The organism is Rhodococcus koreensis, from assembly GCF_900105905.1.
Taxonomy (GTDB): domain Bacteria; phylum Actinomycetota; class Actinomycetes; order Mycobacteriales; family Mycobacteriaceae; genus Rhodococcus_F; species Rhodococcus_F koreensis.
The window spans coordinates 4,435,197-4,459,234 of the sequence record NZ_FNSV01000005.1 but is presented as its reverse complement, the minus strand read 5'-3'; the positions used below and the strand labels follow the sequence as shown (position 1 = coordinate 4,459,234).

Sequence of the window (24,038 nt, the reverse complement as noted above, 5' to 3'; positions counted from 1 at the left end):
CTCACACCACCGACGTCATCCCGCCGTCGACGAAGATCACCTGACCGTTGACGTACCGGGAGGCGTCCGACGCCAGCCACACCGCCGGACCCACGAGGTCGTCCGGGGTGCCCCACCGGCCTGCCGGCGCCCGGCCGCGGAGCCAGGTGTCGAACTCGGTGTCGTCGACGAGGGCCTGCGTCATCTCGGTGTGGATGTAGCCGGGCGCGAGGCCGTTGATCTGCAGCCCGGAGCGTGCCCACTCCGCCGTCATCGCGCGGGTCAGATTCCGCAGCCCGCCCTTCGCGGCGTGTACGGCGCGATGGTGGGCCGGGCCAGGTCGCTCTGCACCGAGCAGACGTTGACGATCTTCCCGCTCCCACGGCCGATCTGGAACCGGGCGACCGCACGCCCGACGAGGAAGGCGCTGGTGAGGTCGGTCGTGAGCACCCTGTTCCAATCCTCGAGCGTGACGTCGAGGAGGGGCTGGCGGTGTTGCAGCGCAGCGTTGTTCACCAGGATCTCGATCGGCCCGACCTCCGACTCGATCCGGTCGACGGCGTCGGTTACCCGCTCGGGATCCGTGACGTCGAACGCGTACGCGTGGACACGGGTGTCGCCGAATTCCTCGCCGAGGCGCTCACGTGCCTGTGCGAGGCGCTCGGCCGACACCCCGTTGAGGACGATCGTGGCGCCCGCCCCGGCCAGGCCCCGCGCGAGGGCGTAGCCGATTCCCCGGCTCGAACCGGTGACCAGGGCGAAGCGCCCGGACAGATCGAAGAGGTTCACAGAGCACGCACCGGATTGCTCAGTGTGCCGATTCCGTCGAGCGTGATCTCGGCACGGTCGCCCGGTTCGACCGGGCCCGACGTGAACGGGCAACCCGTGAGCACGACGTCTCCCGGTCCCAGCGTCAGATACCGGGTGAGATGGACCAGTTGCTCGGACACGTTCCACGCCAGCTGCTCCGTGGACGCCTCCGCCACGGTGACCCCGTTGACGCGCACGGCGATCGGCACGTCGCCGGGGTCGAGGTCCGTTTCGATCCACGGACCCAGCGGGGTGAAGCCGTCGCCGTGTTTCGCCTGGGTGAGCTTGTCGTCCAGTGCGATCTGCTCCACGGCGGTGACGTCGTTGCCGATCGCGTAGCCGAGGATCGCGGACGGGACGTCCTCGGGGCGCAGGTTGCGGCACGTGCGCCGGATGACGACGGCCAGTTCGCCCTCCACGACGACCTTCCCCAGCCGTTGGTCGACGACGATCGGATGTTCGGGGCCGATCACCGTGCGCGCCGATTTCATGAACGCCTGCAACGGGAGGTCGCGATCTCCGGGTGCGCCGTTGTGCGCCATCCCGAGCAGGACCCGCGGTTCGGAAGGCGCGAGCAGGCGCGCCCCGTCGACGTCGTGTGCGGGTCCGGTGAACGTCAAGATGTCCGCGAACGGGTCGGCCACCTCGTGCCAGCGACCGTCCCGCAGGCACACCGGCCGCGGTCCCGAATCGGTCGCGATGCGGGCGAGCCTCATGCGTCGACCCGATCCTTGGACGGGGCAACGGCATCCGGTCCGTGCACCGGGTCGGCCATCGCATCCCACGCGAGCCCGAGGTCGCGGCCACGGGTTTCGGGTGTCACGAACGTCGTGGCGAACGTGATGACGCTGAGGACCAGCACGTAGATCGCGAGCGGCACCCACGAGTTGTTCATCAGCGACAGCAGCAGCGCACCGACGAAGGGTGCGATGCCGCCGGCGAGGATCGCGCTCGTCTCCCGGGCGACCGCGACGCCGATGTAGCGGTGACGGTTTCCGAACAGCTCGGGCAGGGCGGCGCACTGCGCGCCGAGCATCACGTTGACGCCGATCCCGTAGCTGACGGCGAGGGTCGCGACCACGAGGTAGGGGTTGCCGAGCGAGAGCAGCCACCACGACGGGACGGCGAGGACGAGTTGCAGCGCCGCACCGAATCGGTACACCCGCATCCGGCCGAAGCGGTCCGACAGCGCGCCCGAGAACGGGATGACGAGCATGCCGATGGCGGCGCCGCAGGCGATGGCGAGCGGTCCGATCGACTTGCTGACACCCACCACCGTCGTCACGTAGCTGATGCCGAGGGTCTGGAAGATGTACGAGCCGCCGTTCTCGGCCATCCGCAGGCCGATGCCGCGGAGCACGCTGGGCATCGAACTTCCGATCAGTTCCCGGAACGGGCTCTCGCTGATCCGTGAGTCTTTCGGCGCAAACCCGGTCCTTCAGGGCCGGGATAGCCGATCTGGATTTGTCGGACTGTGTGGCTAGTGTCTGGGTCATGGCGGGGAGGGTGGTGAAGCGGGCGTTCAAGTACCGTTTCTATCCGTCTGCGGTGCAGGCGGAACAGCTTGCCCGAACGTTCGGGTGCACCCGGTATGTCTACAACCGGGCACTGGCGGAGCGGACGCGTGCGTGGTCGCAGGAGCGGCGGCGGGTCACCTACGCGGATACCTCGAAGATGCTCACCGGATGGAAGCGGGACCCCGAGACGGAGTGGTTGGCGGAGCCGTCGAAGGGGCCGCTGCAGGAGGCGCTGCGGCAGTTGCAGGGTGCGTTCGAGAAGTTCTGGCGCACGCAGACTGGCTACCCGCAGTTCATTAGGAAGGGGCGGTCGAAGGATTCGGCGACCTACTACTCGAACTGCTTCATTTTCAGGGATGGGCAGGTCCGGTTGGCCAAGCAGTCCGAACCGCTGGATATTCGGTGGTCGAGGCCGCTGCCGGAGGGGACAGTACCGTCGCAGGTGACGGTGTCGCGTAATGCTCGTGGTCAGTACCACATCTCGATCCTCGTCGAGGACACCATCAGCGAACTCGAGCCGATCGATCGGGTGGTCGGGCTCGACGCCGGGATCACGAGCCTGTACACGCTGTCGACGGGGGAGAAGATCACCAACCCGCGCCATGAGCGCAGGGATCGTGAGCGGCTGGCGACGGCATGTGCTGGCCAGGAAGCAGAAGGGATCCCGGAACCGGGCCAAGGCCCGACTGAAGGTCGTGAAGATTCATGGTCGGATCGCTGATCGGCGTCGCGATTATCTGCACACACTTTCCACTCGGCTGGTGCGCGAAAATCAAGTGATCGCCATCGAGGATCTGAGTGTGCGGAACATGGTGAAGAATCGGTCGTTGTCTCGGGTGATCTCGGATGCGAGTTGGTCCGAGTTCCGGTCGATGCTCGAGTACAAGGCCGACTGGTACGGGCGCCGGGTGGTGGTGATCGACCGGTTCTGTCCGTCGTCGAAGACCTGCTCGGTGTGCGGGGTGATCGCGTCGACGATGCCGCTGGACGTGCGGGAATGGGCGTGCCGATGTGGCGTCGTCCACGATCGGGATGTGAACGCGGCAAGGAACATTTTGGCCGTCGGACTGACGGTGGCAGCCTGCGGAGACGGTGTGAGACCGCCCCGCACATAACGTGTGGGGTGGCGACTGTCGGTGAAACAGGAACCTCGGGACGCGAGTCCCGAGGGGAATCTCGATCGTTCACGGCCGAGAGGACGTCAACTGGTCCTGCTTCTCCATAAACGTGGGGCTCTCCTGCATGCCTGCATGCGGAGCGGATGAACACGGTGACGGCGATGAGGAAGATGGAGGCCAGGAACAGCACCCGCCACACCCAGGCGAGGAGCAGTTCACGATCGATCTGCCCCCGTCAGCGAGGAACTCATCGGTCTCGTCACCCGGGCGGAACCGCGCATCGACTTCGTCCGCGAGCAGGATCTGCTGCCGCCGTCCCGATTCCCGGGCGATCACTCCGGCGATCCGTCGTTCACCCGGACCGCGGAGCAGCAGAAAGCCTTCGACGACCTGGTCGATTCGGCGCAGGCCCTGTACGGCGTGCCCGACGAAACCCCCGCGGCACTGACGAGAACGGCGCGCGTCAACCCCGGCCTCCGCTGGGTGCACACGATGCCGGCCGGCGGCGGGGCCCAGGTGAAGGCGGCCGGGCATCGTCATCGTCGGACTGGGCAGCATCGGCCGGGCGACGGCACTGAAGCTGAAGGCCCTCGGCGCGACGGTCGTGGGAACGAGCAGGCGCGACACCGCGGTCGAGGGGGTCGACGAGATCGTGCACCCCGACCGGCTGGCCGACGTGGTCGGCGACGCGGACGGCATCGTCGTGACGCTCCCCGGAACCAGCGCCACCGAAGGCCTGGTCAGCGCAAAGGTATTCGGTGCCGTCAAGCCCGGAGTGACGATGGTGAGCGTGGGCCGGGGCAGCGTCGTCGACGAGGTCGCCATGACCGCGGCCATCGAGGACGGGCGGGTCGGCTTCGCCGCGCTGGACGTGTTCGCGTCCGAGCCGCTGGCATCCGACAGCCCGCTGTGGACTCATCCGAACGTGCTGGTCAGCCCGCACACCGCGGCGTTGAATCCCGCGGAGGACCGCCTCATCGCGGAACTGTTCGCGCGCAACGCCACCCGGTTCCTCGACGGCGAGGAACTGATCAACCGCGTCGACACCGTCGAGTTCTACTGACGATCCGGAGCCACGACGGCGCGTCCGGCGGGCGGATCGTCGTGGCCCCGTCAGGACCCGAGTAGTTTCGCCTTCGCCGCCGCGAACTCCTCGTCCGTGAGCACGCCGGCCTCCTTCAGGCGGGCGAGTTCCTGGAGGCGGGACACCAGGTCGTCGCCTGCGGGTGCCGGCGGCGGAGGTGCCTGCTGTTGTGCTGCTTGCTGTTCCGCATACCGCTGCTGCGCCGCCTCGTCGATCCGAGCCTGCTGCTCCGCGTCCTTGTTGGCGGCGCGCCGGTTCATCGCGTTCGACGTCGCCCGTGCGGTGCCGGTGATGACCGCTGTCCGGGCCACCGTGCCGAGCAGCCCGGGACGTCCCATGCGGCGTGGACCCCTGAAAACCATGTCGTTTCTCCGTTTCCGTTCGTGACCGTCAGACCGCGGCGGCGATGGCCGCCTCGACCACCTCGCGCGGGATGTGCAGGTGGAGAGCCACCTCGCCGCCGGCGTGGCGGGACGCGGCCGCGAGCTTGCGCGCCCACGTCTGCTCGTACACGATCGCCACCGCCGACGTGCCCGGCTCCAGTGATTCGCGCACCACCTCGAGGTCCTCGTCGCTGATCAGCGCCTTGGCTTCGAGGGACAGGGCGGCGAGTCCGATGCTGTCGAGGTCCTCGTCCACCTCCACCTGGCGCAGCGTGCCGTCGGTTCCCTTGGAGACGAACACGAGATCGAGGATGGTGACCACACCCTGGGCGACCACCTCGCGGAACGTGTCGATCACCGCGGGATCGGCCCGCTCGCCCGGAAAGGTGAGAAACAGGAACGCGACCGGACCGACATCTTCAGCTGAAATCGACATCTTCTCTCCCTGCGCTGGGGTGCCCTGGTGTCGATGATCGCCACCGGCCGGTGGATGCGCATCATCCGCGACGGGTGATTCCGCGCGCCGCCGTTCATCCCTGACGGATGATGCCCCGGGGTCCGGGTTCTGTGAGGCTCGAGCCCAGTGTTGTTGCCGGGTGGTTCGAGAGACGGGTGATGCATGCCTTCCGTGGGAGCCTCGCTTTTCTGGATCGTGGCCTGCGCCGTGATCGCCCCGCTGCTCGCCGGGCTGTTCCCCCGCAAGCTGGTGCCCGAGGTCGTGCTGCTGCTCGTAGCCGGGATCGTCGTCGGCCCGCACGTCTTCGACCTTGCGGTCGCGGGCAGCGAGATCGACCTGCTGCGCGAACTGGGGCTGGGACTGCTGTTCCTGCTGGCCGGCTACGAGATCGACACGGCCGAGATCACCGGTCGTGGCGGCAGGCGGGCACTGTTGACGTGGCTGATCTCGCTGGCGCTGGCGTTCACGGTGGTGTCGCTGCTGAGCCTGTCCCACGTGGTCGACGCGGGTACGGCGGTGGCCATCGCCATGACGTCGACCGCGCTCGGCACGCTCCTGCCGATCCTCCGGGACGCGGGCGGACTCGACACCCGGCTGGGTCGGACGATCCTCGATCACGGCGCGTTCGGCGAACTCGGACCCGTCGTCGCGATGGCGGTCCTGCTCGGGTCCCGTGGGTCGGTGGCGTCCATCGTGGTCCTCGGACTGTTCACGGCCGCGGCGGTGCTGGTCGCATTCATTCCCGCCCGCGTGCGGCGCGAGGGCTCCCGGATCACCGCGATCATCCGGTCGGGGTCGGAGACGACGTCGCAGACCACGGTCCGGCTGACGATGCTGCTCCTCGTCGCACTCACCGTGCTCGCGGCGGAGTTCGGCCTCGACACCATCCTCGGAGCATTCGCGGCGGGATTCATCCTGCGGCGTACCACCCCCGAAGGCGACGAGACACTCGAAACCAAACTCGACGGCCTCGCGTTCGGTTTCCTGATCCCGATCTTCTTCGTGACGTCGGGCATGGCCATCGACGTCGCCGCGGTGGCGTCCGAACCCGGCGTCCTGATCGCGTTCGTCCTGCTGATTCTGCTGGTGCGGTCGGGACCGGTCTACGTCGCCGGAAGATTCGACCGCGGCGCCGACGGTACGGACCCGCCCTTCACCGTCCGCGAACGCACCCAGCTGGCGCTGTACGCGGGAACCGGTCTGCCGCTGATCGTCGCCGTCACCGGAGTGGCCGTCGACTCGGGCGACATGACGTCCGCCAATGCCTCCGTGCTCGTCGCGGCGGGTGCGATCACCGTCCTCCTCTTCCCGCTCGCGGCATCGTTGCTCGCGTCGACGCCGGAACCGGTGGCCGACTCGACCGGCCCGGGCGCACGAGGAGACCAGAACCCCGGGAGCAGACCGTGACTCGAACCGAATCGACGCAGGCCCCGGCCCGGGCGACGCTGACCCTCGCGACCCTCATCCTCGTCGCCGCCGTCGCCAACCTGAACCTGTCCGTCGCGAACGTCGCGCTCCCCGACATCGGCCGCGCGTTCGACGCGAGTCAGACGCAGCTGAACCTCATCGCCGTGGCCTACTCCCTCGGGCTGGCCGCGTCGGTCCTCTACCTCGGGGCGCTCGGCGACCGCTACGGGCGCAAGCAGATGCTGGTGCTCGGCATGGCGCTGTCGCTGCCGGCGTCGGCGATCGCGGGTTTCGCCGGAAACTTCGAAATACTGTTTCTCGCACGAGTTCTCGGCGGCGTCTCCGCCGGGCTCGCGTTCCCCACCACCCTCGCGATCATCACCGCGTTGTGGTCGGGACCGCCGCGCACCAAGGCGATCGCACTGTGGTCGGCTCTCGGTGGCGCGATCTCCTCGCTCGGACCGATCGTGTCGGGGGCGCTCCTCGAGCAGTTCCATTGGGGCTCGGTGTTCCTCGTGACCCTTCCGCTCGCCGGTCTCGCCCTCGTCAGCGCCATCCTGTGGGTGCCCGCCCACGTCAACGAAACGACCGATCCCGTCGACAATCTCGGCGGCATCATCTCCGTCGTCTTCATCGCCGCCCTCATCCTCGCGATCAATTTCGCGCCCGTGGACGGCTCCGGGGCACTCGCCGTCGGTCTCGGCCTGATCGCTCTCGCCGCGGGTGCCGCGTTCTTCCTGCAGCAACGGCGGGCGGCGCACCCACTGTTCGATCTGCACGTCGCCGCCCGCCCGACGTTCTGGGTGGCCGCTGTCGGCGGGGTGATCGTGTTCGGCGCCTTGATGGGAGCGATGTTCATCGGGCAGCAGTTCCTCCAGAACGTGCTCGAGTACTCCACGCTCGCCGCCGGATCCGCGATCATCCCGGCCGCCGTCGCGATGGTCGTCGTCGCACCCCGCTCCGCGAAACTCATCGAATCGCACGGCTCCCGGTTCACCCTGCTCCTGGGTTACCTGTTCGTCGTCCTCGGACTGGTCGTCGCGCTGGTGTGGTGGGACGAGAACGCGACGTTCTGGTGGGTGGCGCTGGCCTACGCGTTCGTCGGCATCGGGGTCGGGTTCGCGGGAACCCCGGCGTCGCGGTCGCTGACCGGTTCGGTGCCGGTGTCGCGGGCGGGTATGGCGTCGGGCACGTCCGACCTGCAACGCGACCTCGGTGGCGCGATCATGCAGTCGATCCTCGGCGCGGTGCTCACCGCCGGTTACGCGAAGTCGCTGTCCGCCACGATCGCCTCGTCGCCGGACGCCGGCCAGATCAACGCGGAAACCCAAGCGGCGCTCACGAAGTCGTACTCCAGCGCCGAGGTGCTCGCGGAACGCTATCCGCAGTACGCCGAGCAGATCATCGCGGCCGCCCGTAGCGCCTTCCTGGACGGCGACGACCGCGCGTACCTCGCCGCGATCCTGGTGGTGTGCGCCGGGGCGCTGGTGGTGTTCTTCTTCTTCCCCCGCCGCGACGAGGAGAAGCGGCTGCTGGCCGAATACGCGACCGAGAGTGCGCAGTAGGGCGAACGTACCGTCGGTCGCCTCGGAAGCGCCGAAAGGTACATTCGCCCGGCGGTCGCGGGGTAAATTCCCGAGAGGGGCACCTCGACGACGGGACCGCACGATGACAGCTCAGGTCGTGACCAAGACGAATCGGCGACGGGGCCTCGCGGCGGTCGCGGCAGCATTGCTGCTGGTGGTGACGGCGGCGTGCTCCGATGACTCCTCCTCCACGGGCACCTCCGCGACCTCGACGACGACGCAGGCGGGATCGGCGGGTGCCGAGGCGGGCGCCGCCCAGATCGACCCCGGTGTCGCGGACCGACTCGACGAGGCGATCGAGAAGACGATGTCGATGGCGGCGATTCCCGGCGCGATCGTCGGCGTGTGGGGGCCGGACGGTGACTACGTGAAGGCGTTCGGCGTCGCCGACAAGTCGACGGGCGCGCCGATGGAGACCGACTTCTATCACCGGATCGGCAGTGTAACAAAGACATTCACGGTCACGGGTCTGCTGCAGCTGGTCGACGAAGACAAGGTGGCCCTCGACGACCCGATCTCGAAATACGTGGAGGGCGTGCCGGCGGGCGACCAGATCACGCTGCGCCAGCTCGCCCGGATGCAAAGTGGGCTGCCCAACTACACGGCAAACAAGGACTTCCAGCAGGCGTTGCTCTCCGACCCGATGCGGGCATTCACGCCGCAAGAACTGCTGGGTTACGCGTTCACGCAGCCCGCGTCCTTCCCACCCGGTCAGGGTTTCGAGTATTCGAACACGAACACGGTCCTGCTGGGGCTCGTCGTCGAGAAGGTCAGCGGAATACCGCTCCCGGAGTACGTCTCGCAGAAGATTCTCCAGCCGTTGAAGATGGCGGACACCAGTTTCCCTACCACCAACGCGTTCCCCGAACCGCACGCGCAGGGCTACACCGAGCAGACCCTGGACGAGAAGGAAGCCGTCGCCACCGACTGGAATCCGTCCTGGGGATGGGCGGCAGGCGCCATGATCTCCACCCTCGACGACCTGCGCATCTGGGCGCCCGCGCTGGCCACCGGAACACTGCTGCAGCCTGCCACGCAGGCACAGCGGCTCGAGACGGTGACCGCGCCGGGGCTGGCGTCCGATGTCGGCTACGGCCTGGGCATCTTCGACATCGCGGGCTGGATCGGACACAACGGCAGCCTCCCCGGCTACCAGACCGTGTGCATCTACCTTCCCGAGAAGGAGACCACGGTCGCGATCATGCTCAACACCGACGTCCCCTACGAGGACAGCGAACCGAGCACGGCGCTGGCGGGAGCCGTCACCGAGATCATTTCGCCCGAACACGTCTACCGGCTCAGGCCCGGGGTGCAGAATCCGGACGCGTCGTCCCCCGCCACGCCGACGCCGTCGGAGACCCCGGCGTCGTCCACGACCCCCGCCCCGCCGACCAGCTGACCCCCGACGTGAGTGGCAAAGCGTGCCCGGGCACGCTTTGCCACTCACGTGCCCGGGCGCGGTAGTAGCGTGCAGACATGACGATTCTCGTGACGGGGGCAACCGGGAACATCGGCCGAATGCTCGTCGACCACCTGCTCGCGCGGGGTGCGACGGACGTCCGTGCCCTCACGAATCATCCTGACAAGGCGCAACTTCCGGACTCGGTCACCGTCGTCGAGGGATACCTGCGCAGACTCGACAGCCTGCCCGTGGCGTTCGACGGCGTCGATTCCCTCTACCTCGCACCGACTCCCGACACCGCCCCGGACGCGCTGCGCCTGGCGAAGCAGGCCGGAGTCCTGCACGTCGTCGACCTCTCCGGCCCCCACGACGGCCATTGGGGCGACGTCGCACGCGCCGTCGAGGCGTCCGGCATCGAATGGACCCACTTGTGGCCCGGCGAATTCATGGAGAACGCGGGAATCCTGGCACCGCAGATCGCCGCCGGCGACACCGTCCGTGAGCCGTACCCGGCCGCGGCGAACGCGCCGATAGCCATGGACGACATCGCGGAGGTCGCGGCCGTCGCCCTCCTCGACGACGGACACGTCGGCAAGTCGTACGCACTGACCGGTCCCGCGACGATCACCCGCGCGGACCTCGTCCGGGAACTGGGCGCCGCCCTCGGCCGGAACCTCGAGTACCGGCAGGTGCCGCTGGACGAGGCGGTGGACGTCCTGACACCGGCGATGGGGGAGTACGCCCGCTGGTACCTGGACGGGATGGCGAGCCTGGTCGACGCCCCGCAGCAGGCGAACCGCCTCGTCGAGCAACTCACCGGGCGCCCGGCGACCACGTTCGCGCAGTGGGCGTCGGCGCACGCCGCCGAGTTCAGCGGTTCGGGGTGAGCGCGATGACGGGAATCGGGCGGTCCGTCTTCTTCTGATAGTCGCGGTACCGGCCGTGGTTGATCTCGTTCATCGTCGCCCACATCCGGTCGTAATCCGGTTCGCCCGGAAGCACTTTCCGCGCCGCCACGGTGATGTGTTCGCGGCCCACCTGGATCTCGCAGGTCGGGGCGGCCAGCACGTTGTGCATCCAGGCCGGCGACGTCGGCGCACCGCCCTTCGACGCGACGACCAGATAACTCGCGCCGTCGCGGCCGTAGGTCAACGCCGAGGTGCGCGGCTGCCCGGACTTCCGGCCGACGCTGCGCAGCAGTAGGGTCGGCATCCCGAACAACAACCGATGCCCCACCCAGCCGCCGCTGTGTTCGTAGACGAACTGGTGCAGCTGAAGGGTTTTCACGAACAGGTCGGCCACGGCGTCCTCGTCTCGGCATCGGAAGAGATCGTGCCCACAGGGTAGACCGTCGTCAGGCCCGGCGAACCGCGTGCAGAACGGCGTCGTGAATCGTGACGGGCCGACCGTCGGGGTCGAGCGCCTCACGGGACGGGACCGCCGACACGAGAATCTCCCATTCCGCGGGGTCCAGCACAGCCGCGACCTGCTCCGGGGTGAACAACATGTCGGGAACATTGGGTCGCCCGACGGACGTCTCCAGATCGGACGGATGGTGTCCGACGACGAGCAGGCGCCCGCCGGGGCGGACCGCTCCCGCCAGACGCCGGTGCAGGGACTCGCGGGCGGGTCCGGGCAGATGCATGAAATGCGCCGACACCAGGTCGAATCGGCGAGCAGGCGGCTCCCACGACACAATGTCGGCCTGCTCCCACGTCGTCCGGTCCGCGATTTCGGAACCGGCCTCGGCGGCTCGTGCGGCGGCGCGTTCCAATGCCACCGTGGACACGTCCACTCCGGTGACGTTCCACCCGCGGGTAGCCAGCCAGATCGCGTCGGCACCCTCGCCGCTGCCGACGTCGAGGGCGCCGCCGGTGGTGACGTCCGCGATCTGCTCGACGAGGCGCGGGTTGGGGTTGCCGCTCCACACCGCGGTGGTCGAACGGTACCGCTCGTCCCAGAACTCCTGGCTGAGGAAATCGGTCGTGTCCGGTGTGTGCTCGTGGGTCATGCCCCCACTGTGCCGCGCGGAGCCGTCCAACCGGGAATTCCGTTGCCGGAACGGCAAGCGATTACGGGCTGGAGAACGTGTAGATCCGGCAACCGCTCATGTTCGCGGCCGACACGACGCCGTCGGCACGCGCGAAGTCGCCCTTGGCGGCGAGATTGTTGGCGAGGGCGGCCTGGTCCTCGCAGAAGCCCTGATCTGCAGGGTTGGCGGGGGGATTGCTGATGTACGTGTCGCCGGGGGCAGCCACCGCATAGGCCCCCGGACCGACGAGTGGGACGGCCGCTGCTGCAATCGCAATGGAGGCCGCCGCGACGATACGGCGGATCATCATGCGCCTCCGAATGTGGTTCGAACGGTTGCTGATGACACCATCCTGCACCGATCCGGCGTCGGCGACCAGACCCCCAAGGGGTGGGAAGTGCAACACCTTCACCGTCAGCGACGCAGCGCGGCCTGAACCCGATCCGCGGCGACCACCGGATTCTCGTGCTCCCAGATCCGCACCACCGTCCACCCGGCGTCGGTGAGCGCCGCGTCGGTGTCCCGGTCGCGGGTGACGTTTCCAGCGAGTTTCTCGGCCCACCACTGCGCGTTGTTCTTCGGGAACGTGGCGTGCTGCGGGCAGCTGTGCCAGAAACACCCGTCCACATACACGGCCACCTTGCGTCGCGGAAACACCAGGTCGGCGCGCCGCCGGACACCCTTCATCGGCGCCCGGTCCACGTAGTACCGGGCCCCGCGCCGGTGCAGTTCGCGGCGCAACGCGAGTTCGGGTGCCGTGTCGCGCCGCCGCTGCGCCCGCATCCGGGCGCTGGTCGCGGGGTCGGTCGCCGGCATCGCAGGTCCGTCCGGCTACGCGGCAGCCTCGGGGAAGCCGCCCATGCGGTCGAGGTGGCTCTCGACGTCGTCGATGAACCCGGGCACGAAACGCAGATTGCCCATCCGGGCCCGCTTCAGGAACCCGGCGGTCGCGCGCGCCGACAGCAACCGGGTGTCCTCGAGGAAGCCACTGAGATCCTCGTACGGCTCCTGCACCGGCCACGTCGACGTGTGCACGCGGAAGGCCTGACGGTTGCTGCCCCACGCCGCGACCGGCCACGCGTCGCCGGGTTTCATCGGCGTCTCGATGCCCCGCTCGTACTCGGCCGGCTCGAGCAGCCGCCGCCCGACCCACGACGCCATCCGCACACTCACCGCGTTGCCGACGAGCTTCCACCGATGACTGTTCCGCAGACCCGGGACCAGCGCCGCGGGCGCCGTCCAGTCGGGGTCGAAGCCCTGCAGGCGTTCGGCGTCCACGAGACCCGGGGTGACGATCTCGCCCGACGGCAGTCGCACGGCGGGCGGGCTCGCGATCCCGACGGACGAACCGCCCTTGAGGGTGGGCACCGCGTTGACCGCCCACCCGAGGCCGCGGGTGCCCTCGGTCCAGTAGAAACCGCACGGGAAGTCGGTGGGGTCGTCGACGGGGCGTTCCCCGGCGTCCTCACCGAACAGGACCGCGCGGGGATCCTCGGTGCGGGAGGCGAGCATCAGGACCCGCTGCCGGCGCTGGGGGAGTCCGAAAGCGCGCGCGTCGACCACCCGGTACGCCCACGTGTAGCCGAGGTCCTCGAGGGCGTCCGTGATGTGCCTCATAGCGGCCCCGCGACCCAGCTGCAGCATGAACGGCACGTTCTCGATGAGGAGCCAGCGCGGGCCCTTCTTCCGCTTCACCAACCGGAACACTTCGTCGACGAGACCGGAGCGTGCACCGGTGATGCCTGCGGTCCGGCCGGCCTGGGAGAGGTCCTGGCAGGGGAATCCGGCGGCGACGAGTTCGATGTCCTGGGGGAGGGAACGCAGCTTGGTGACGTCGGAATGCACTGGGACGTCCGCGAATCGGGTACGCAGAACCGCCTGGGCGCCCGGGTCGATCTCACAGAGCAGTTCGGTGTTCCAGCCGTGCTCTCTCAGACCCAACTCGAGCCCGCCGATACCGGCGAACAGGCCCACCATGCTCCCGGTTGACGTCACGGCACCCTTCCTCACGAACCAGTCACCCGAGAACGTTACTCGAGATCTGTGGCCGCTTTGACCAACGACCCGTGAGTACTTATTAACCTCGGGCGGTTAACAAGTACTCACGGGTGGCGCAGCCACACATGATAACGAGCCGAGGAGGCGTCCCAGCGTGGATCAGCTGATCGTGGTGATCGGGCTCATGCTCGTCACAGTCCTGATCGTCGGACTCGGTGACCGATTCCACGCACCCTGGCCGGTGCTGCTCACGATCGTCACCGCAGGCGCCGCGTTCGTCCCCGGCATTCCGCACGTCGAACTCGAACCCGAACTGATCCTGCCGCTGTTCCTGCCGCCGCTGCTGTGGGCGCTGGCCCGCCGGACGTCGTGGGCGATGTTCGTCGACCGCTGGAAGACCATCGTCGTCCACTCCGTCGGCCTCGTCATCGTCACGACGGCTGCGGTCGCGTGGACGGCCTGGGCGCTGGTGCCCGGCATCACACTGGCGGCCGCCATCGCGATCGGCGCGATGACGGCCCCACCCGACCCGGTGGCGGTCGAGGCCGTCGCCGAACCCGTCGGGATTCCGCGTCGGCTCGTCGGAGTCCTGCAGACGGAGGGCCTGTTCAACGACGCCGCCGCGCTGGTCGCGTTCCAGGCGGCGCTCGCCGCGACGATTGCCGGCGAGGACCTGCACTTCGGGTTCGAGGTGCTGCACTTTCTGTACACCGTGGTGGCCGCGGTGCTGATCGGTCTGGCCTCCGGCTGGGTGGGTTCGTGGCTGGTGGTGCGGATCGTGGACGTCCCGGGTCGCAGCGGACTGACCCTGGTCATCCCGTTCGTCGTGTACTTGCTGGCCGAGGAGATCCACGCATCCGGCGTCATCGCCGTGGTGGTCGCCGCGGTGCAGATGAGCGCCGCCGACTCCGAGGTGGACGCCGAGGACCGCCTGGCCAGTGCCTCCTTCTGGCACGTCGCCGAACTGCTGGTCACCGGCATCGCGTTCGGTCTGATGGGTCTCGAATTCCGCCAGATCGTCGTCGACGCAGGCAGTGACCTGTGGACGATGGTGTGGCACGGCGTCGTCATCGGGGTGGTGCTGGTGGTGGTCCGCGCGCTGTGGATGGGGGTCACCTGGCTGTACATCCGCGGCTACGAGGACAACGCGTCGTCCGCGCCCCGCACGCCCGCCGAAGCCGTGGTCATGACGTGGTGCGGGATGCGGGGGCTCGTCACCCTGGCGTTGGCGCTGAGTCTGCCGGTCGACGACTTCCCGTGGCGGTCCGAAGCCGTCGTCATCGCGGCCGTCGTGTTGGTGATGAGCATGGTCATTCCGGGATTCACGCTGCCGTGGCTGGTGAAGGCGCTCGGCGTCGCCGGGGTCGCGGACGCGGAGGACGCCGAGGAGCGGGCGCTGGTCGAGCGGGCCCGGCACGCGGCTCTCGAGGTCGTGACCTCCGCGCCCACCACGCTGCCTCCCGAATCGGTGGCCCGGCTCAAGGCCCTCTACGACCGCCTCGAGGAGGACTCCGCACCCGGCACCCACTCGCCCGAATACTCGCAGCGCATCGAACAACTCAAGACCCGCCGCGACGAACTGCGGGCGCTGCAGCGCGGGGCGCTGACCGCGGCGCAGGCCGAAGTGCTGCGGGCCCGCAACGAAAAGGGGCAGGACCCGCACGTCGTCGACCGCGTACTCGAGCGTCTGGACCGGCTGTCCTCGGCGAGCAACACGCAGACTTTCCACCACTGAGAGTCCTAGACTTCCTGTAGGTGGGAACACAGGGAGGCGGCATGATCTCGGGTTTCCGGAACCGGTCGCACCTCGTGCGTGACGCCCAGGGCAGCGGCCTCGTCGAAGCGTTCGTCATCATCGGGATCTGCACGATCCTGCTCACCCGCGCCTACCTCCACCTCACCGGTTATCCACAGGTCGGAGGATCGTCGCTACACATCGCGCACGTCCTGTGGGGCGGGCTCGGCATGGTCGTGGCGCTCGTGACCGTGTTCTCGTTCCTCGGGATGAAACCGCGGGTCCTGGGTGTCGTGATCGGCGGCATCGGATTCGGGCTGTTCCTCGACGAGATCGGCAAGTTCGTCACCAAGACCAACGACTACTTCTACCGGCCGTCCGTCGCGATCATGTACGTGGTGATCGTCGTGTTACTGCTGGTCAACCGGTCGCTGCACGACGTGCGCCCGCCGACCCCGACGGAGGACGTCGCCAACGCCGCCGCCATCGCGCTCGGCGGCCTGGACCGCGGTCTGGACCGGGCGCGCCGGCTACAGGCGCTGGCACAGTTGCGCCGGGCGGCCGCCGCCGGGGCGGACGAGGCGACACTGACGTCGGTGCGGGATCTGCTCGACCACTGCCCGGACCGGAACGGCCGGACCGTGCCGACGGCCAGGGAGCTGGCCCGCCGCGCGACCCCCGCCTTCGCGAAGGGCCCCGGCATGCTCTGGACCGCGGCCGTGCTCCTCACCCTGTTCTCCACCCTGGGACTGCTCAGCGCCGTGATCACCCTCGACGACGACCTCCGCGGCGACGAGGGAACCGACATCACGACGATCGGCCAGCTCACCGGATCCGCGATCGCGTTCGTCCTGTGCTGGTCGGCCGTCGTGCGACTGCGGAACGGCAAACTGTGGCCGCTGCAGTTCCTGCGGGCGGCAGCACTGGTCACGGTGCTCCTCACCGAGGTGTTCGATTTCGTCGCACAGGAATTCGGGGCACTGCTGAACGTCGCGGTCGGACTCGGCGCCCTCGTCGTCTTCTCGTCGCGCATCGCGGTCACGGAACGAGCCCGGGCACTGACTCTCGACAACTCTGCTGCAACGAAACTCGGCCCGTTGCCACCCCGGGAGCCGTCGTCGCTTACCGTAGACAGGTGAGCATCCAAGCCTCCGGTGCCTCGACCTGGCCCGCAGTACTGACGTGGCGGGCGGACAACGCACCCCGAATGGAATCGGTGCGCGTCCAGCTCAATGGCGACCGCATCAAGGCTGCAGGCCGGATCATCGGCGGCGAGTGCCCCGAGCATCCCGCGTTCAGCGCGTCCTACGACCTCGTCACCGACGAGAGCGGCGTCACCCGCCGGCTGTCGTTGCGGACGTCCGTCGCGGCCGGTGAGCGGCAGATGTCGATCAGCCGGGACGAAGAGGGCACGTGGATGGTGGAGCACGGCGCCAACCACCAGCGGTCCACGTTCGAGGGAGCCCTCGACGTCGACATGGTGCTCAGCCCCTTCTTCAACGCCCTGCCCATCCGGCGGTACGGACTGCACCTCGGGTCCGAGGACGTCGAGGTCCCCGTCGTCTACGTGAACCTCCTGGACCTGCGGGTCGAGGGCGCGATCCTCACCTACAGCAGCGGTCCGGACGGCATCCACGTGCTGTCGCCGGTGTCGAGTTCCTCGGTGACGGTCGACCGGGACGGGTTCATCATCGACTACCCGGGGCTGGCGGAACGGATTTAGGCGCTTCGCGCCCGTGCGCGGTTAACGAGTCCCTGCACTCGCCGGGCACTCACAGGCGGCGGAGCCGCCCCCCGCGCCGGCCGGCGTCACGCATCTCCTCGATCCAGCCTTCGTGGCCGGGAACGATGCCGGTGATCTCCCAGGTCTCCTGGTTGTCGTACGTCTGGCGCGCGCCGTGACCGTCTTCGACGAGTCCCGCCGTCGACGACTGTTCCGCCAGTTCGGTCCGCGCGTCCTGCAGTAGCACCAACGCCTCGTCCAGTGCGATCAGCAGGGCGTCCCGGTTGCCCTCACACATGGCACGGACGAGCCCGGGCGCGCTGCCCGCCACCCGGGTGCCGTCGCGGAACGAGCCGGCCGCCAGGCCCAGCGCCAGCGGTCCGCCGCGGGCTCCGGTGATCGCGAGGGTCTCGGCCAGCAGGTGCGGCAGGTGCGAGATGCGCGCGACCGCCCGGTCGTGCTCGGCAGACTCGGCGGGCACGACGACGGAACCGCAGTCCAATGCGAGCTGCGCGACCTGCGTCCAGATGCCCGGGTCGACGCCGTCGTCCGTGCCGACCACCCACACGGCCTCCCGGAACAGGTCGGGGCTGCCGACGCTCCACCCGGACGCCGACGTTCCCGCCATCGGATGCCCGCCCACATACCGGCCGGCGAGTCCCTGGCGGGCCGCGGCCGCCGCGACCTCGGCCTTGACGCTGACGACGTCGGTGATCGGGCAGTTCGATGCGTACAGGGCGATCGCGGTGAGGGTGGCGGCGACGGCGGGCACGGGGACCGCGATCACGATCAGCGCGGATTCGGCGGACGCACGCTGCAGCACCGCGACCAGATCGGTGTCGGCGTCGAATCCGTCCGCGCGGGCGGCGTCGACGGACGGTGCGGACCGGTTGTGACCCCACGCTTCGCGGCCCGCGCGCACTGCCGCACGCAGCAGCGAACCGCCGATCAATCCCAGGCCGAGCACGCACACCGGAGGTGTGGAAGGGGTTTCAGACACCCGAACAGGTTGGCACATTCGACGGCGGACTTCATTTACCGGCACCCAGCGGGCTACCGTTGCGCTCATGGGTGCACAGCGCGCGGAAAACAACAGCGCCTCCACGGATCGGGCAGAGGATCTGGAGGGCTTCGGTGTCGCAGTAGTACACGAGGACGGCCGGTGGAAGGTGAAGGCCCTCACGTCGGCTGCTCTGACCAGTCTGAGCGTCGCGGAGGAGGAGCTTCGGGCCCTCCGTAGCGCGGGCGCGTTCTTCGGTCTGCTGGACGTGGACGACGAGTTCTTCATCGTGCTCCGTCCGGCGCCGTCGGGAACGCGTCTGCTGCTGTCCGACGCCACCGCCGCCATCGACTACGACATCGCCGCCGACGTCCTCGAGGCGCTCAACGTCGAGGTTCCGGACATCGATCCGGACGACCTCGACGACATCGAGCCGTGGGAGGAGGGCGACCTGTCGCTGCTCGCCGACCTCGGGCTGCCCGAACCCGTTCTGGCGGTCATCACGTCCGAGACGGATCTGTACCCCGACGAGCAGCTCGGGATGATCGCGCAGCGGCTCGGATTCACCACGGAGCTGACCGGGGTCCTCGACAAGCTTCCCCGGTAGTCCCGCACGCCGTGACTCTTCAGGACGACGAGCGGATGATCCGCGCGGCGATCGAGGCGGCCCGCGCCGCCACCGACGCCGACGTGCCCGTGGGTGCGGTGGTGTTCGACGCGGACGGCGTCGAGGTGTCGCGGGCCGTGAACTCGCGGGAGGCGATGTCGGATCCGACGGCCCACGCGGAGATCATCGCGTTGCGGGCCGCGGCGCGGGTGTACGGAGACGGGTGGCGCCTCGAGGGGGCGACGCTCGCGGTGACGCTGGAGCCGTGCACGATGTGCGCGGGCGCGCTGGTGCTGGCCCGGATCTCCCGGGTCGTGTTCGGGGCGTGGGAGCCGAAGACCGGTGCCGTCGGCTCGCTGTGGGATGTGGTCCGCGATCGGCGTCTCACGCACCGCCCGCAGGTCAGGGGCGGTGTTCTCGAGGACGAGTGCGCCGGCATTCTCGAAGACTTCTTCCGTGAGCGGCGCTGACCGGTTTTAAACGCTTTCGTGGGGTACTCGACACATTGTGGCCGGGTCCACATGACCCGTGCTTCTCTGGAGACAGGCGCTGACGAGGCGCCGCCGGACCCGTCACCGGGTTCGAAATCGGATTCACGGAGGTATCTCGTGGGAATCGCAGACAAAGCTTCGAACAAGGCGGAAGACCTCAAGGGCCAGGCGAAGGAAGCCACGGGCAAAGCGACCGGCGACCCGGACCTTCGCGACGAGGGCAAGGCCGACCAGGCTTCCTCGGCGGTGAAGGATGCCGGCGAGAAGGTCAAGGACGCCGCGAAGAACCTCAAGGACAAGCTCACGTAAAGCGGCTTCACCTGGCGATTTCAGGCTCGGGCGCCACATCCGGTAAAGTCACCGGCGGTGGCGTGTCCGAGCGGCCTAAGGAGCACGCCTCGAAAGCGTGTGACGGGTAACCCCCGTCCGAGGGTTCAAATCCCTCCGCCACCGCCAAAGCTCCCCACCTGCGCATGCAGGTGGGGAGCTTTTTTTGTGTGTCGGTCCCGTGACGCTCGTTCACAGCACTTTCGCAGGTCGTTCCGGGTGACATCCCTTGAAGCTGCAACTAGCCTGAGCTCATGAAAAAGCTGTGGTGGTTGGTCGGCGCAGTGGTCGTTGTCGTACTCGCGCTCCTGGTGGGACCGTGGTTCTACGGCCAATTCATCGCAGAGGACGACGCACCGGCGGCGTCGGTGTCGACCGAGGGCGCGGAGGCGGCCACCGGATCGGTCGACGGGCAGTGGACCGTCACACCCGGGCAGGGCTCCAACGAGACGGCGGCCGGGTACACCGTCCACGAGATCCTCAACGGCGCCAGTGTCACCGTGGTCGGGTCGACCGGCGACGTGACCGGCAACGCGACCGTCGAGGGCGAGAAACTCACCGCCGGCGACGTGACCGTGCAGGTGGCGACGATCGCGACCGATCAGTCCCGGCGCGACGGCCAGTTCCGCGGCAACGTGATGGACACCGCGACGTTCCCGACGGCCACGTTCACGCTCGACTCCCCGGTCGATCTGTCGGGGCTGCCCGCGGACGGTTCCGTGGGTACGGTGTCCGCGCAGGGCACGCTGACGCTGAAGGGGCAGTCGCGTCCGGTGACCGTCGACGTCGACGTGCTGCGTTCCGGCGACGACCTCATCGCGTCGGGCAGCATCCCGGTCACCTGGACGGACTTCGGTGTGACGCCGCCGTCACTGGGTTTCGTGACCGTGGACGGCAACGGCACGGTCGACTTCCTGGTCAGCTTCGCCCGTTCCTGACGGCGTCCAGCCGGGCGGGCCGAAAACGTAGCCGAGCTTGTCGCGCCACGACGACGCCCGGCGCCAGTCCCGGCCGATGGCGGCGTATTCGTGGGTCTGCAGCTTCCAGATGTTGTAGGTGCCCACCGGTTTGGTGAGTCCGTAGGTGGGGCGGTGCGTTTCGGGTTGGAACGTGCCGAACATCCGGTCCCACACGATGAGGATGCCGGCGTAGTTCCGGTCGAGGTATTCGGGGTCGCAGCCGTGGTGGACGCGATGGTGTGACGGGGTGTTGAACACGAACTCGACGGGCCGGGGCAACTTGTCGATGCGCTCGGTGTGGACCCAGAATTGGTAGACGAGGTTCACGGAGAATCCGATGAACACCATCCACGGCGGAATGCCGATCAGCGGCAACGGAATCCACATCAGGATCTCGGCGCTGTTGTTCCACTTCTGGCGGAGTGCGGTGGAGAAGTTGAAGTACTCGCTCGAATGGTGCGCCTGGTGGGTGGCCCAGATCAGGCGGATGCGGTGTGACATCCGGTGATACGTGTAGAACAGCACGTCGACGCCGAGGATGAGGATCACCCACGTGTACCAGGCGTCCGCGGGCAGGTGCCACGGCGCGAGGTACACCCAGATCGCGGAGTACCCGATCAGGGCCAGCACCTTCCAGAACGTCGTCGTCAGGATGGACACGGCACCCATCGAGATGCTCGCCCGGGCGTCGCGGCGCTCGTAACCCCCGCGAACCGGGCGGGACCGTCCGTCGGGGTCGATGGCCGCGTCCTCGAGGTGCCGGGCCGCGAACCATTCGAGGGCGAGGAACAGCACGAACGCGGGGATGGCCAGTGTCACCGGCTCGTGCAGGGGTGTCAGCAGCGCCGAATTCCATGCCGACGTCACGGTCTCCCACATGCTGCTTTCCTCCATACAAGACGATCGTCCAGTTCAATGTACCTCGGAGTGACACGCATCACTAAGCGTGAGTTGCCGGTTTTCATACTTGGATGGTAGGAATTCGGTGTGCACATCACCGCAAAGGTGGACTACGCCGTGCGGACGCTGATCGAACTCGCCGCGGCCGGGCCGTCCCCGTCCAAGGCCGAGTTCCTGGCACAGTCGCAGGCGATTCCGCACAAGTTCCTCGAGGCCGTGCTCGCCGACCTCCGCCGCGGCGGACTGGTCAACAGCAGGCGCGGACCCGACGGCGGCTACTGGCTGGCGCGGCCCGCCGAGGACATCACGATCGCCGACGTGATCCGGACCGTCGAGGGTCCGCTGGCGTCGGTGCGCGGTGAACGCCCCGAAGACGTCGACTACGGTGGACCGGCCGCGAAACTGCAGGACGTGTGGATCGCGGTGCGGGTGAACCTGCGCGCCGTGCTCGAGAACGTGAGCCTCGCGGACGTGGCGAACGGGCAACTGCCGGGATTCCTCACCACGTTGACGTCCGACCCCGGCGCCTGGGAGCGTCGCACCCGGCCGGCTACGTCGGCTGACGAGGGCGCAGCGCGCGGCTGATCGTCCGGCCTGCCGCGCGCACGAGCGGGACCAGCGCGTTGAGCGACGCCCCCTCCGCCGACACCACCAGCGACACGGCCGCGACCGCCGTTCCGGGACGTTCGAAGATCGGGGCCGCGACGGAGACGGCGTCCATGGTCACCTGACGATCACTGATCGCGACCTCGGACCGGCGGATCTCGGCGAGCGTGCGCCGCAGCACGACGGGGTCGGTGACGGTCCGTTCGGTGAACTTCTCGATCGGCCCGGCCAGCACCTGCTCCTGCACGTCGGTCGGCATGTACGCGAGCAGGGCCAGCCCGATGCCGGACGCCGTCAGCGGGAACCTGCCGCCGACGCGGGTCTGGACGGGCACCGCCTTCTGTCCGGCGATGCGTTCGACGAACACGACCTCGGTGCCCTCCGCGATGCCGAGCTGCACGTTCTCCCGCGTGATCTGCGACAGGTCCTCCATCACCGGCATCGCCAGTTCGCGGAGCATCGTGCCGCGCGGTGCGAGCGACGCGATCTCCCACAGCTTCAGCCCAACCGTGAAGCGACCGCTGCTGTCACGTTCGAGGGCGCCCCATTCGATGAGGTCGCTGGTCAGCCGGTGCACGGTGCTCAGCGGGTACCCGGACTTGCGCGACAGGTCGCTGAGGGTCAGCCGCGGCGACGCGGGGGTGAACAGTTCGAGGAGCCGCAACGAGCGAATGGTCACCGAACCGGTGATCGCCATTACTCGGTCTCCGTCTCACAGTTCCAGCGTCAGGCGTGGACAGCTCGCACGCGAGACGCAGATCATCATGGTGTCGCCCTCGGCCTGCTCGTCCGCTGTGAGCAGGGAATCCCGGTGATCGACAGTACCGCCGAGCACGGTCGTCTCGCAGGTTCCGCACGTCCCCTCCTCGCAGGACGACAGCACCTGGACGCCTGCGGCGGTGACGGCCTGCAGGATCGACTGCTCGGGCGGCACGATGACGGTCTTGCCGCTCAGCGTCAGCTCCACCTCGAACCCCTCGGCCCGGACCGGTTCGTCGAGGTCCTTGGCCGCGAACCGCTCGAGGTGCAGCGTGCCGGACGGCCAGCGGTCGCAGTGAGCGGTGACGGCGTCGAGCAGCGGCGCGGGCCCGCAGCAGTAGACGAGGGTGTTCTCCCGGACGTCGCCGAGCAGCCCCGGCAGGTCGATGAACCCGTGCTCGTCCTGGGGGTGGATCACCACCCGCTCGCCGAACCGCTCGGCGAGGACGTCGGCGAACGCCATCGAACTGCGGCTGCGTCCGCCGTAGACGAGGGTCCAGTCGGCGCCCGCGGTCTCCGCGGCCTGCGCCATCGTGAGGATCGGGGTGATCCCGATGCCGCCGGCGACGAACACGTACCGCGGTGACGGCTCGAGCTCGAAATGGTTGCGCGGACCCCGGACCGTGACGCGGTCGCCCTCGCTCAGCTTGTCGTGCACGAACTGCGAACCGCCGCGGCCCATCGCCTCCCGCAGCACGGCGACGCGCCAGGTGCCGGTGTCGGCCGGGTCGCCGCACAGCGAGTATTGGCGGGTGAGCTCGGGTGTCAGGATCAGGTCGACGTGCGCACCCGGCGTCCACGCGGGCAGGTCGGCGCCTGCAGGGTCGCGGAATTCCAGCACGACGACGCCGTCGGCGCCGAGGGTCCGGGTGGTCAGCTCCAGTTCGAGCACGGGTTCGGGTGGGGTAGGCATGGCGGTCTCTTCCGGGAGGTCAGGCGGGGACGGGGGTGGATGCCGGCGCGGCGGGCAGCGGCACCGCGGGCACCGGCGGGTCGGCGGGGTGGTGGCCGTCGGGGCAGGCGAGCAACCACTCCCACAGGGCGGCGGGTTCCTCGGCCACGTGGCGGGCGCCGCAGTGGCACTCGCCCTCGAGCAGGTCCGAACCTGGCAGCCACACGATGCGCATCACGCGGGTCCCGCGGAGCATCCTCATCGGT

Annotated in this window: 25 protein-coding genes, 1 tRNA gene and 5 pseudogenes; 15 read left to right on the top strand and 16 right to left on the bottom strand. The window is 68.7% G+C overall.

All coding sequences use genetic code 11. The features are described 5' to 3' along the window. Nucleotide 1: 1 nt before the first annotated feature. The 3 genes and pseudogenes from BLV94_RS24840 to BLV94_RS24830 form a co-directional block, all read right to left on the bottom strand. Nucleotides 2-768: pseudogene (locus BLV94_RS24840) on the bottom strand (SDR family oxidoreductase). Beyond that, the gene (locus tag BLV94_RS24835; protein WP_072938375.1) at nt 765-1,505 is read right to left on the bottom strand and encodes a fumarylacetoacetate hydrolase family protein; all 741 of its coding nucleotides are present in this window, start codon (nt 1,503-1,505) and stop codon (nt 765-767) included. Before BLV94_RS24835 ends, BLV94_RS24840 begins: the two are co-directional and overlap by 4 nt. Next, nucleotides 1,502-2,209, bottom strand: a pseudogene (locus BLV94_RS24830) (MFS transporter); the annotation flags it as partial. The pseudogene BLV94_RS24830 and the gene BLV94_RS24835, both read right to left, overlap by 4 nt. A 74-nt stretch (nt 2,210-2,283) precedes the next feature. On the opposite strand from BLV94_RS24830, the pseudogene BLV94_RS24825 reads away from it, so the two are divergent. Continuing rightward, nucleotides 2,284-3,421 (top strand): annotated as a pseudogene (locus BLV94_RS24825) (RNA-guided endonuclease InsQ/TnpB family protein). Between the two features lie 78 nt (nt 3,422-3,499). On the opposite strand, the pseudogene BLV94_RS51830 reads toward BLV94_RS24825, so the two are convergent. Then, a pseudogene (locus BLV94_RS51830) lies at nt 3,500-3,656 on the bottom strand (MFS transporter); the annotation flags it as partial. Between the two features lie 17 nt (nt 3,657-3,673). On the opposite strand from BLV94_RS51830, the pseudogene BLV94_RS24820 reads away from it, so the two are divergent. Continuing rightward, nucleotides 3,674-4,487, top strand: a pseudogene (locus BLV94_RS24820) (NAD(P)-dependent oxidoreductase). Between the two features lie 50 nt (nt 4,488-4,537). Here the strand turns inward: BLV94_RS24820 and BLV94_RS24815 are convergent. Both BLV94_RS24815 and BLV94_RS24810 read right to left on the bottom strand, forming a co-directional pair. Next, complete coding sequence (locus BLV94_RS24815) at nt 4,538-4,870, bottom strand: SHOCT domain-containing protein (RefSeq protein ID WP_072938373.1); 333 nt, start codon at nt 4,868-4,870, stop codon at nt 4,538-4,540. Between the two features lie 28 nt (nt 4,871-4,898). Then, nucleotides 4,899-5,327, bottom strand: coding sequence for a DUF6325 family protein (locus BLV94_RS24810; RefSeq protein ID WP_072938371.1), 429 nt, complete (start codon nt 5,325-5,327; stop codon nt 4,899-4,901). 183 nt (nt 5,328-5,510) lie between these two features. Between BLV94_RS24810 and BLV94_RS24805 the strand changes: the two genes are divergently transcribed. The 4 genes from BLV94_RS24805 (at nt 5,511) to BLV94_RS24790 (ending at nt 10,630) form a co-directional block, all read left to right on the top strand. Then, nucleotides 5,511-6,755 (top strand): cation:proton antiporter, encoded by a 1,245-nt coding sequence (locus BLV94_RS24805; RefSeq protein WP_072938369.1) that lies wholly within the window; start codon nt 5,511-5,513, stop codon nt 6,753-6,755. Beyond that, nucleotides 6,752-8,320 carry an MFS transporter gene (locus tag BLV94_RS24800; protein WP_072938366.1) on the top strand — a complete coding sequence of 523 codons (1,569 nt, stop codon included), beginning with the start codon at nt 6,752-6,754 and terminating at the stop codon, nt 8,318-8,320. The genes BLV94_RS24805 and BLV94_RS24800 overlap by 4 nt, the downstream gene beginning before the upstream one ends. A 103-nt stretch (nt 8,321-8,423) precedes the next feature. Next, entirely contained in the window at nt 8,424-9,740 is a 1,317-nt protein-coding gene (locus BLV94_RS24795) for a serine hydrolase domain-containing protein (RefSeq protein ID WP_072938364.1), read from the top strand. 77 nt (nt 9,741-9,817) lie between these two features. Further along, entirely contained in the window at nt 9,818-10,630 is an 813-nt protein-coding gene (locus BLV94_RS24790) for an NmrA family NAD(P)-binding protein (RefSeq protein ID WP_072938361.1), read from the top strand. Here the strand turns inward: BLV94_RS24790 and BLV94_RS24785 are convergent. The 5 genes from BLV94_RS24785 to BLV94_RS24765 form a co-directional block, all read right to left on the bottom strand. After that, a complete protein-coding gene (locus BLV94_RS24785; protein ID WP_072938359.1) occupies nt 10,614-11,045 on the bottom strand; it encodes a nitroreductase family deazaflavin-dependent oxidoreductase in 432 nt (143 codons plus the stop codon). The genes BLV94_RS24790 and BLV94_RS24785 overlap by 17 nt on opposite strands. A 52-nt stretch (nt 11,046-11,097) precedes the next feature. Then, on the bottom strand, nt 11,098-11,754 hold the full coding sequence (locus BLV94_RS24780) for a class I SAM-dependent methyltransferase (RefSeq protein ID WP_072938356.1): 657 nt from the start codon (nt 11,752-11,754) through the stop codon (nt 11,098-11,100). 61 nt (nt 11,755-11,815) lie between these two features. Then, nucleotides 11,816-12,085 carry a hypothetical protein gene (locus tag BLV94_RS24775; protein WP_072938482.1) on the bottom strand — a complete coding sequence of 90 codons (270 nt, stop codon included), beginning with the start codon at nt 12,083-12,085 and terminating at the stop codon, nt 11,816-11,818. A 104-nt stretch (nt 12,086-12,189) separates the two neighbouring features. After that, a complete protein-coding gene (locus BLV94_RS24770) occupies nt 12,190-12,591 on the bottom strand; it encodes a very short patch repair endonuclease (RefSeq protein WP_072938353.1) in 402 nt (133 codons plus the stop codon). Nucleotides 12,592-12,606: 15 nt separating this feature from the next. Then, nucleotides 12,607-13,752: a DNA cytosine methyltransferase gene (locus BLV94_RS24765; protein WP_072938350.1), complete on the bottom strand. Its 1,146-nt coding sequence runs from the start codon at nt 13,750-13,752 to the stop codon at nt 12,607-12,609. A gap of 175 nt (nt 13,753-13,927) precedes the next feature. Here BLV94_RS24765 and BLV94_RS24760 point away from each other — a divergent pair, with 175 nt between their 5' ends. Genes BLV94_RS24760 through BLV94_RS24750 form a run of 3 tightly spaced genes read left to right on the top strand, consistent with a single transcriptional unit; the run spans nt 13,928 to nt 17,231 of the window. Beyond that, a complete protein-coding gene (locus BLV94_RS24760) occupies nt 13,928-15,508 on the top strand; it encodes a cation:proton antiporter (RefSeq protein ID WP_072938347.1) in 1,581 nt (526 codons plus the stop codon). A gap of 41 nt (nt 15,509-15,549) precedes the next feature. After that, complete coding sequence (locus BLV94_RS24755; RefSeq protein WP_072938344.1) at nt 15,550-16,647, top strand: hypothetical protein; 1,098 nt, start codon at nt 15,550-15,552, stop codon at nt 16,645-16,647. Beyond that, on the top strand, nt 16,644-17,231 hold the full coding sequence (locus BLV94_RS24750) for a putative glycolipid-binding domain-containing protein (protein ID WP_072938341.1): 588 nt from the start codon (nt 16,644-16,646) through the stop codon (nt 17,229-17,231). The genes BLV94_RS24755 and BLV94_RS24750 overlap by 4 nt, the downstream gene beginning before the upstream one ends. 49 nt (nt 17,232-17,280) lie before the next feature. Here the strand turns inward: BLV94_RS24750 and BLV94_RS24745 are convergent, their stop codons facing one another. After that, nucleotides 17,281-18,249 (bottom strand): prephenate dehydrogenase, encoded by a 969-nt coding sequence (locus BLV94_RS24745; RefSeq protein ID WP_072938338.1) that lies wholly within the window; start codon nt 18,247-18,249, stop codon nt 17,281-17,283. A gap of 49 nt (nt 18,250-18,298) precedes the next feature. On the opposite strand from BLV94_RS24745, the gene BLV94_RS24740 reads away from it, so the two are divergent. From BLV94_RS24740 to BLV94_RS24720, 5 genes are all read left to right on the top strand, one after another. Next, nucleotides 18,299-18,838, top strand: coding sequence for a tRNA adenosine deaminase-associated protein (locus BLV94_RS24740; protein ID WP_072938335.1), 540 nt, complete (start codon nt 18,299-18,301; stop codon nt 18,836-18,838). 11 nt (nt 18,839-18,849) lie between these two features. Next, a complete protein-coding gene (locus BLV94_RS24735) occupies nt 18,850-19,308 on the top strand; it encodes a nucleoside deaminase (RefSeq protein WP_005561213.1) in 459 nt (152 codons plus the stop codon). A 138-nt stretch (nt 19,309-19,446) separates the two neighbouring features. After that, complete coding sequence (locus BLV94_RS24730) at nt 19,447-19,638, top strand: CsbD family protein (RefSeq protein WP_009477222.1); 192 nt, start codon at nt 19,447-19,449, stop codon at nt 19,636-19,638. A 56-nt stretch (nt 19,639-19,694) separates the two neighbouring features. Further along, nucleotides 19,695-19,785: transfer RNA gene (locus BLV94_RS24725), tRNA-Ser, on the top strand. Between the two features lie 125 nt (nt 19,786-19,910). Beyond that, a complete protein-coding gene (locus tag BLV94_RS24720; protein ID WP_072938333.1) occupies nt 19,911-20,594 on the top strand; it encodes a YceI family protein in 684 nt (227 codons plus the stop codon). On the opposite strand, the gene BLV94_RS24715 is transcribed toward BLV94_RS24720, so the two are convergent. Beyond that, a complete protein-coding gene (locus BLV94_RS24715) occupies nt 20,526-21,494 on the bottom strand; it encodes a sterol desaturase family protein (RefSeq protein WP_072938479.1) in 969 nt (322 codons plus the stop codon). The genes BLV94_RS24720 and BLV94_RS24715 overlap by 69 nt on opposite strands. A 108-nt stretch (nt 21,495-21,602) precedes the next feature. Between BLV94_RS24715 and BLV94_RS24710 the strand changes: the two genes are divergently transcribed. Beyond that, nucleotides 21,603-22,100 carry an RrF2 family transcriptional regulator gene (locus BLV94_RS24710; RefSeq protein ID WP_072938330.1) on the top strand — a complete coding sequence of 166 codons (498 nt, stop codon included), beginning with the start codon at nt 21,603-21,605 and terminating at the stop codon, nt 22,098-22,100. Here the strand turns inward: BLV94_RS24710 and BLV94_RS24705 are convergent. From BLV94_RS24705 to BLV94_RS24695, 3 genes are read right to left on the bottom strand one after another with little or no spacing between them, the layout of a single operon-like run. Then, nucleotides 22,066-22,818 carry an IclR family transcriptional regulator gene (locus tag BLV94_RS24705; protein WP_072938327.1) on the bottom strand — a complete coding sequence of 251 codons (753 nt, stop codon included), beginning with the start codon at nt 22,816-22,818 and terminating at the stop codon, nt 22,066-22,068. The two genes, BLV94_RS24710 and BLV94_RS24705, sit on opposite strands and share 35 nt — an antisense overlap. A gap of 15 nt (nt 22,819-22,833) precedes the next feature. Continuing rightward, nucleotides 22,834-23,793: a PDR/VanB family oxidoreductase gene (locus tag BLV94_RS24700; protein WP_072938324.1), complete on the bottom strand. Its 960-nt coding sequence runs from the start codon at nt 23,791-23,793 to the stop codon at nt 22,834-22,836. A 19-nt stretch (nt 23,794-23,812) separates the two neighbouring features. Next, nucleotides 23,813-24,028: a hypothetical protein gene (locus tag BLV94_RS24695; protein ID WP_072938321.1), complete on the bottom strand. Its 216-nt coding sequence runs from the start codon at nt 24,026-24,028 to the stop codon at nt 23,813-23,815. Between the last annotated feature and the right edge of the window lie 10 nt (nt 24,029-24,038).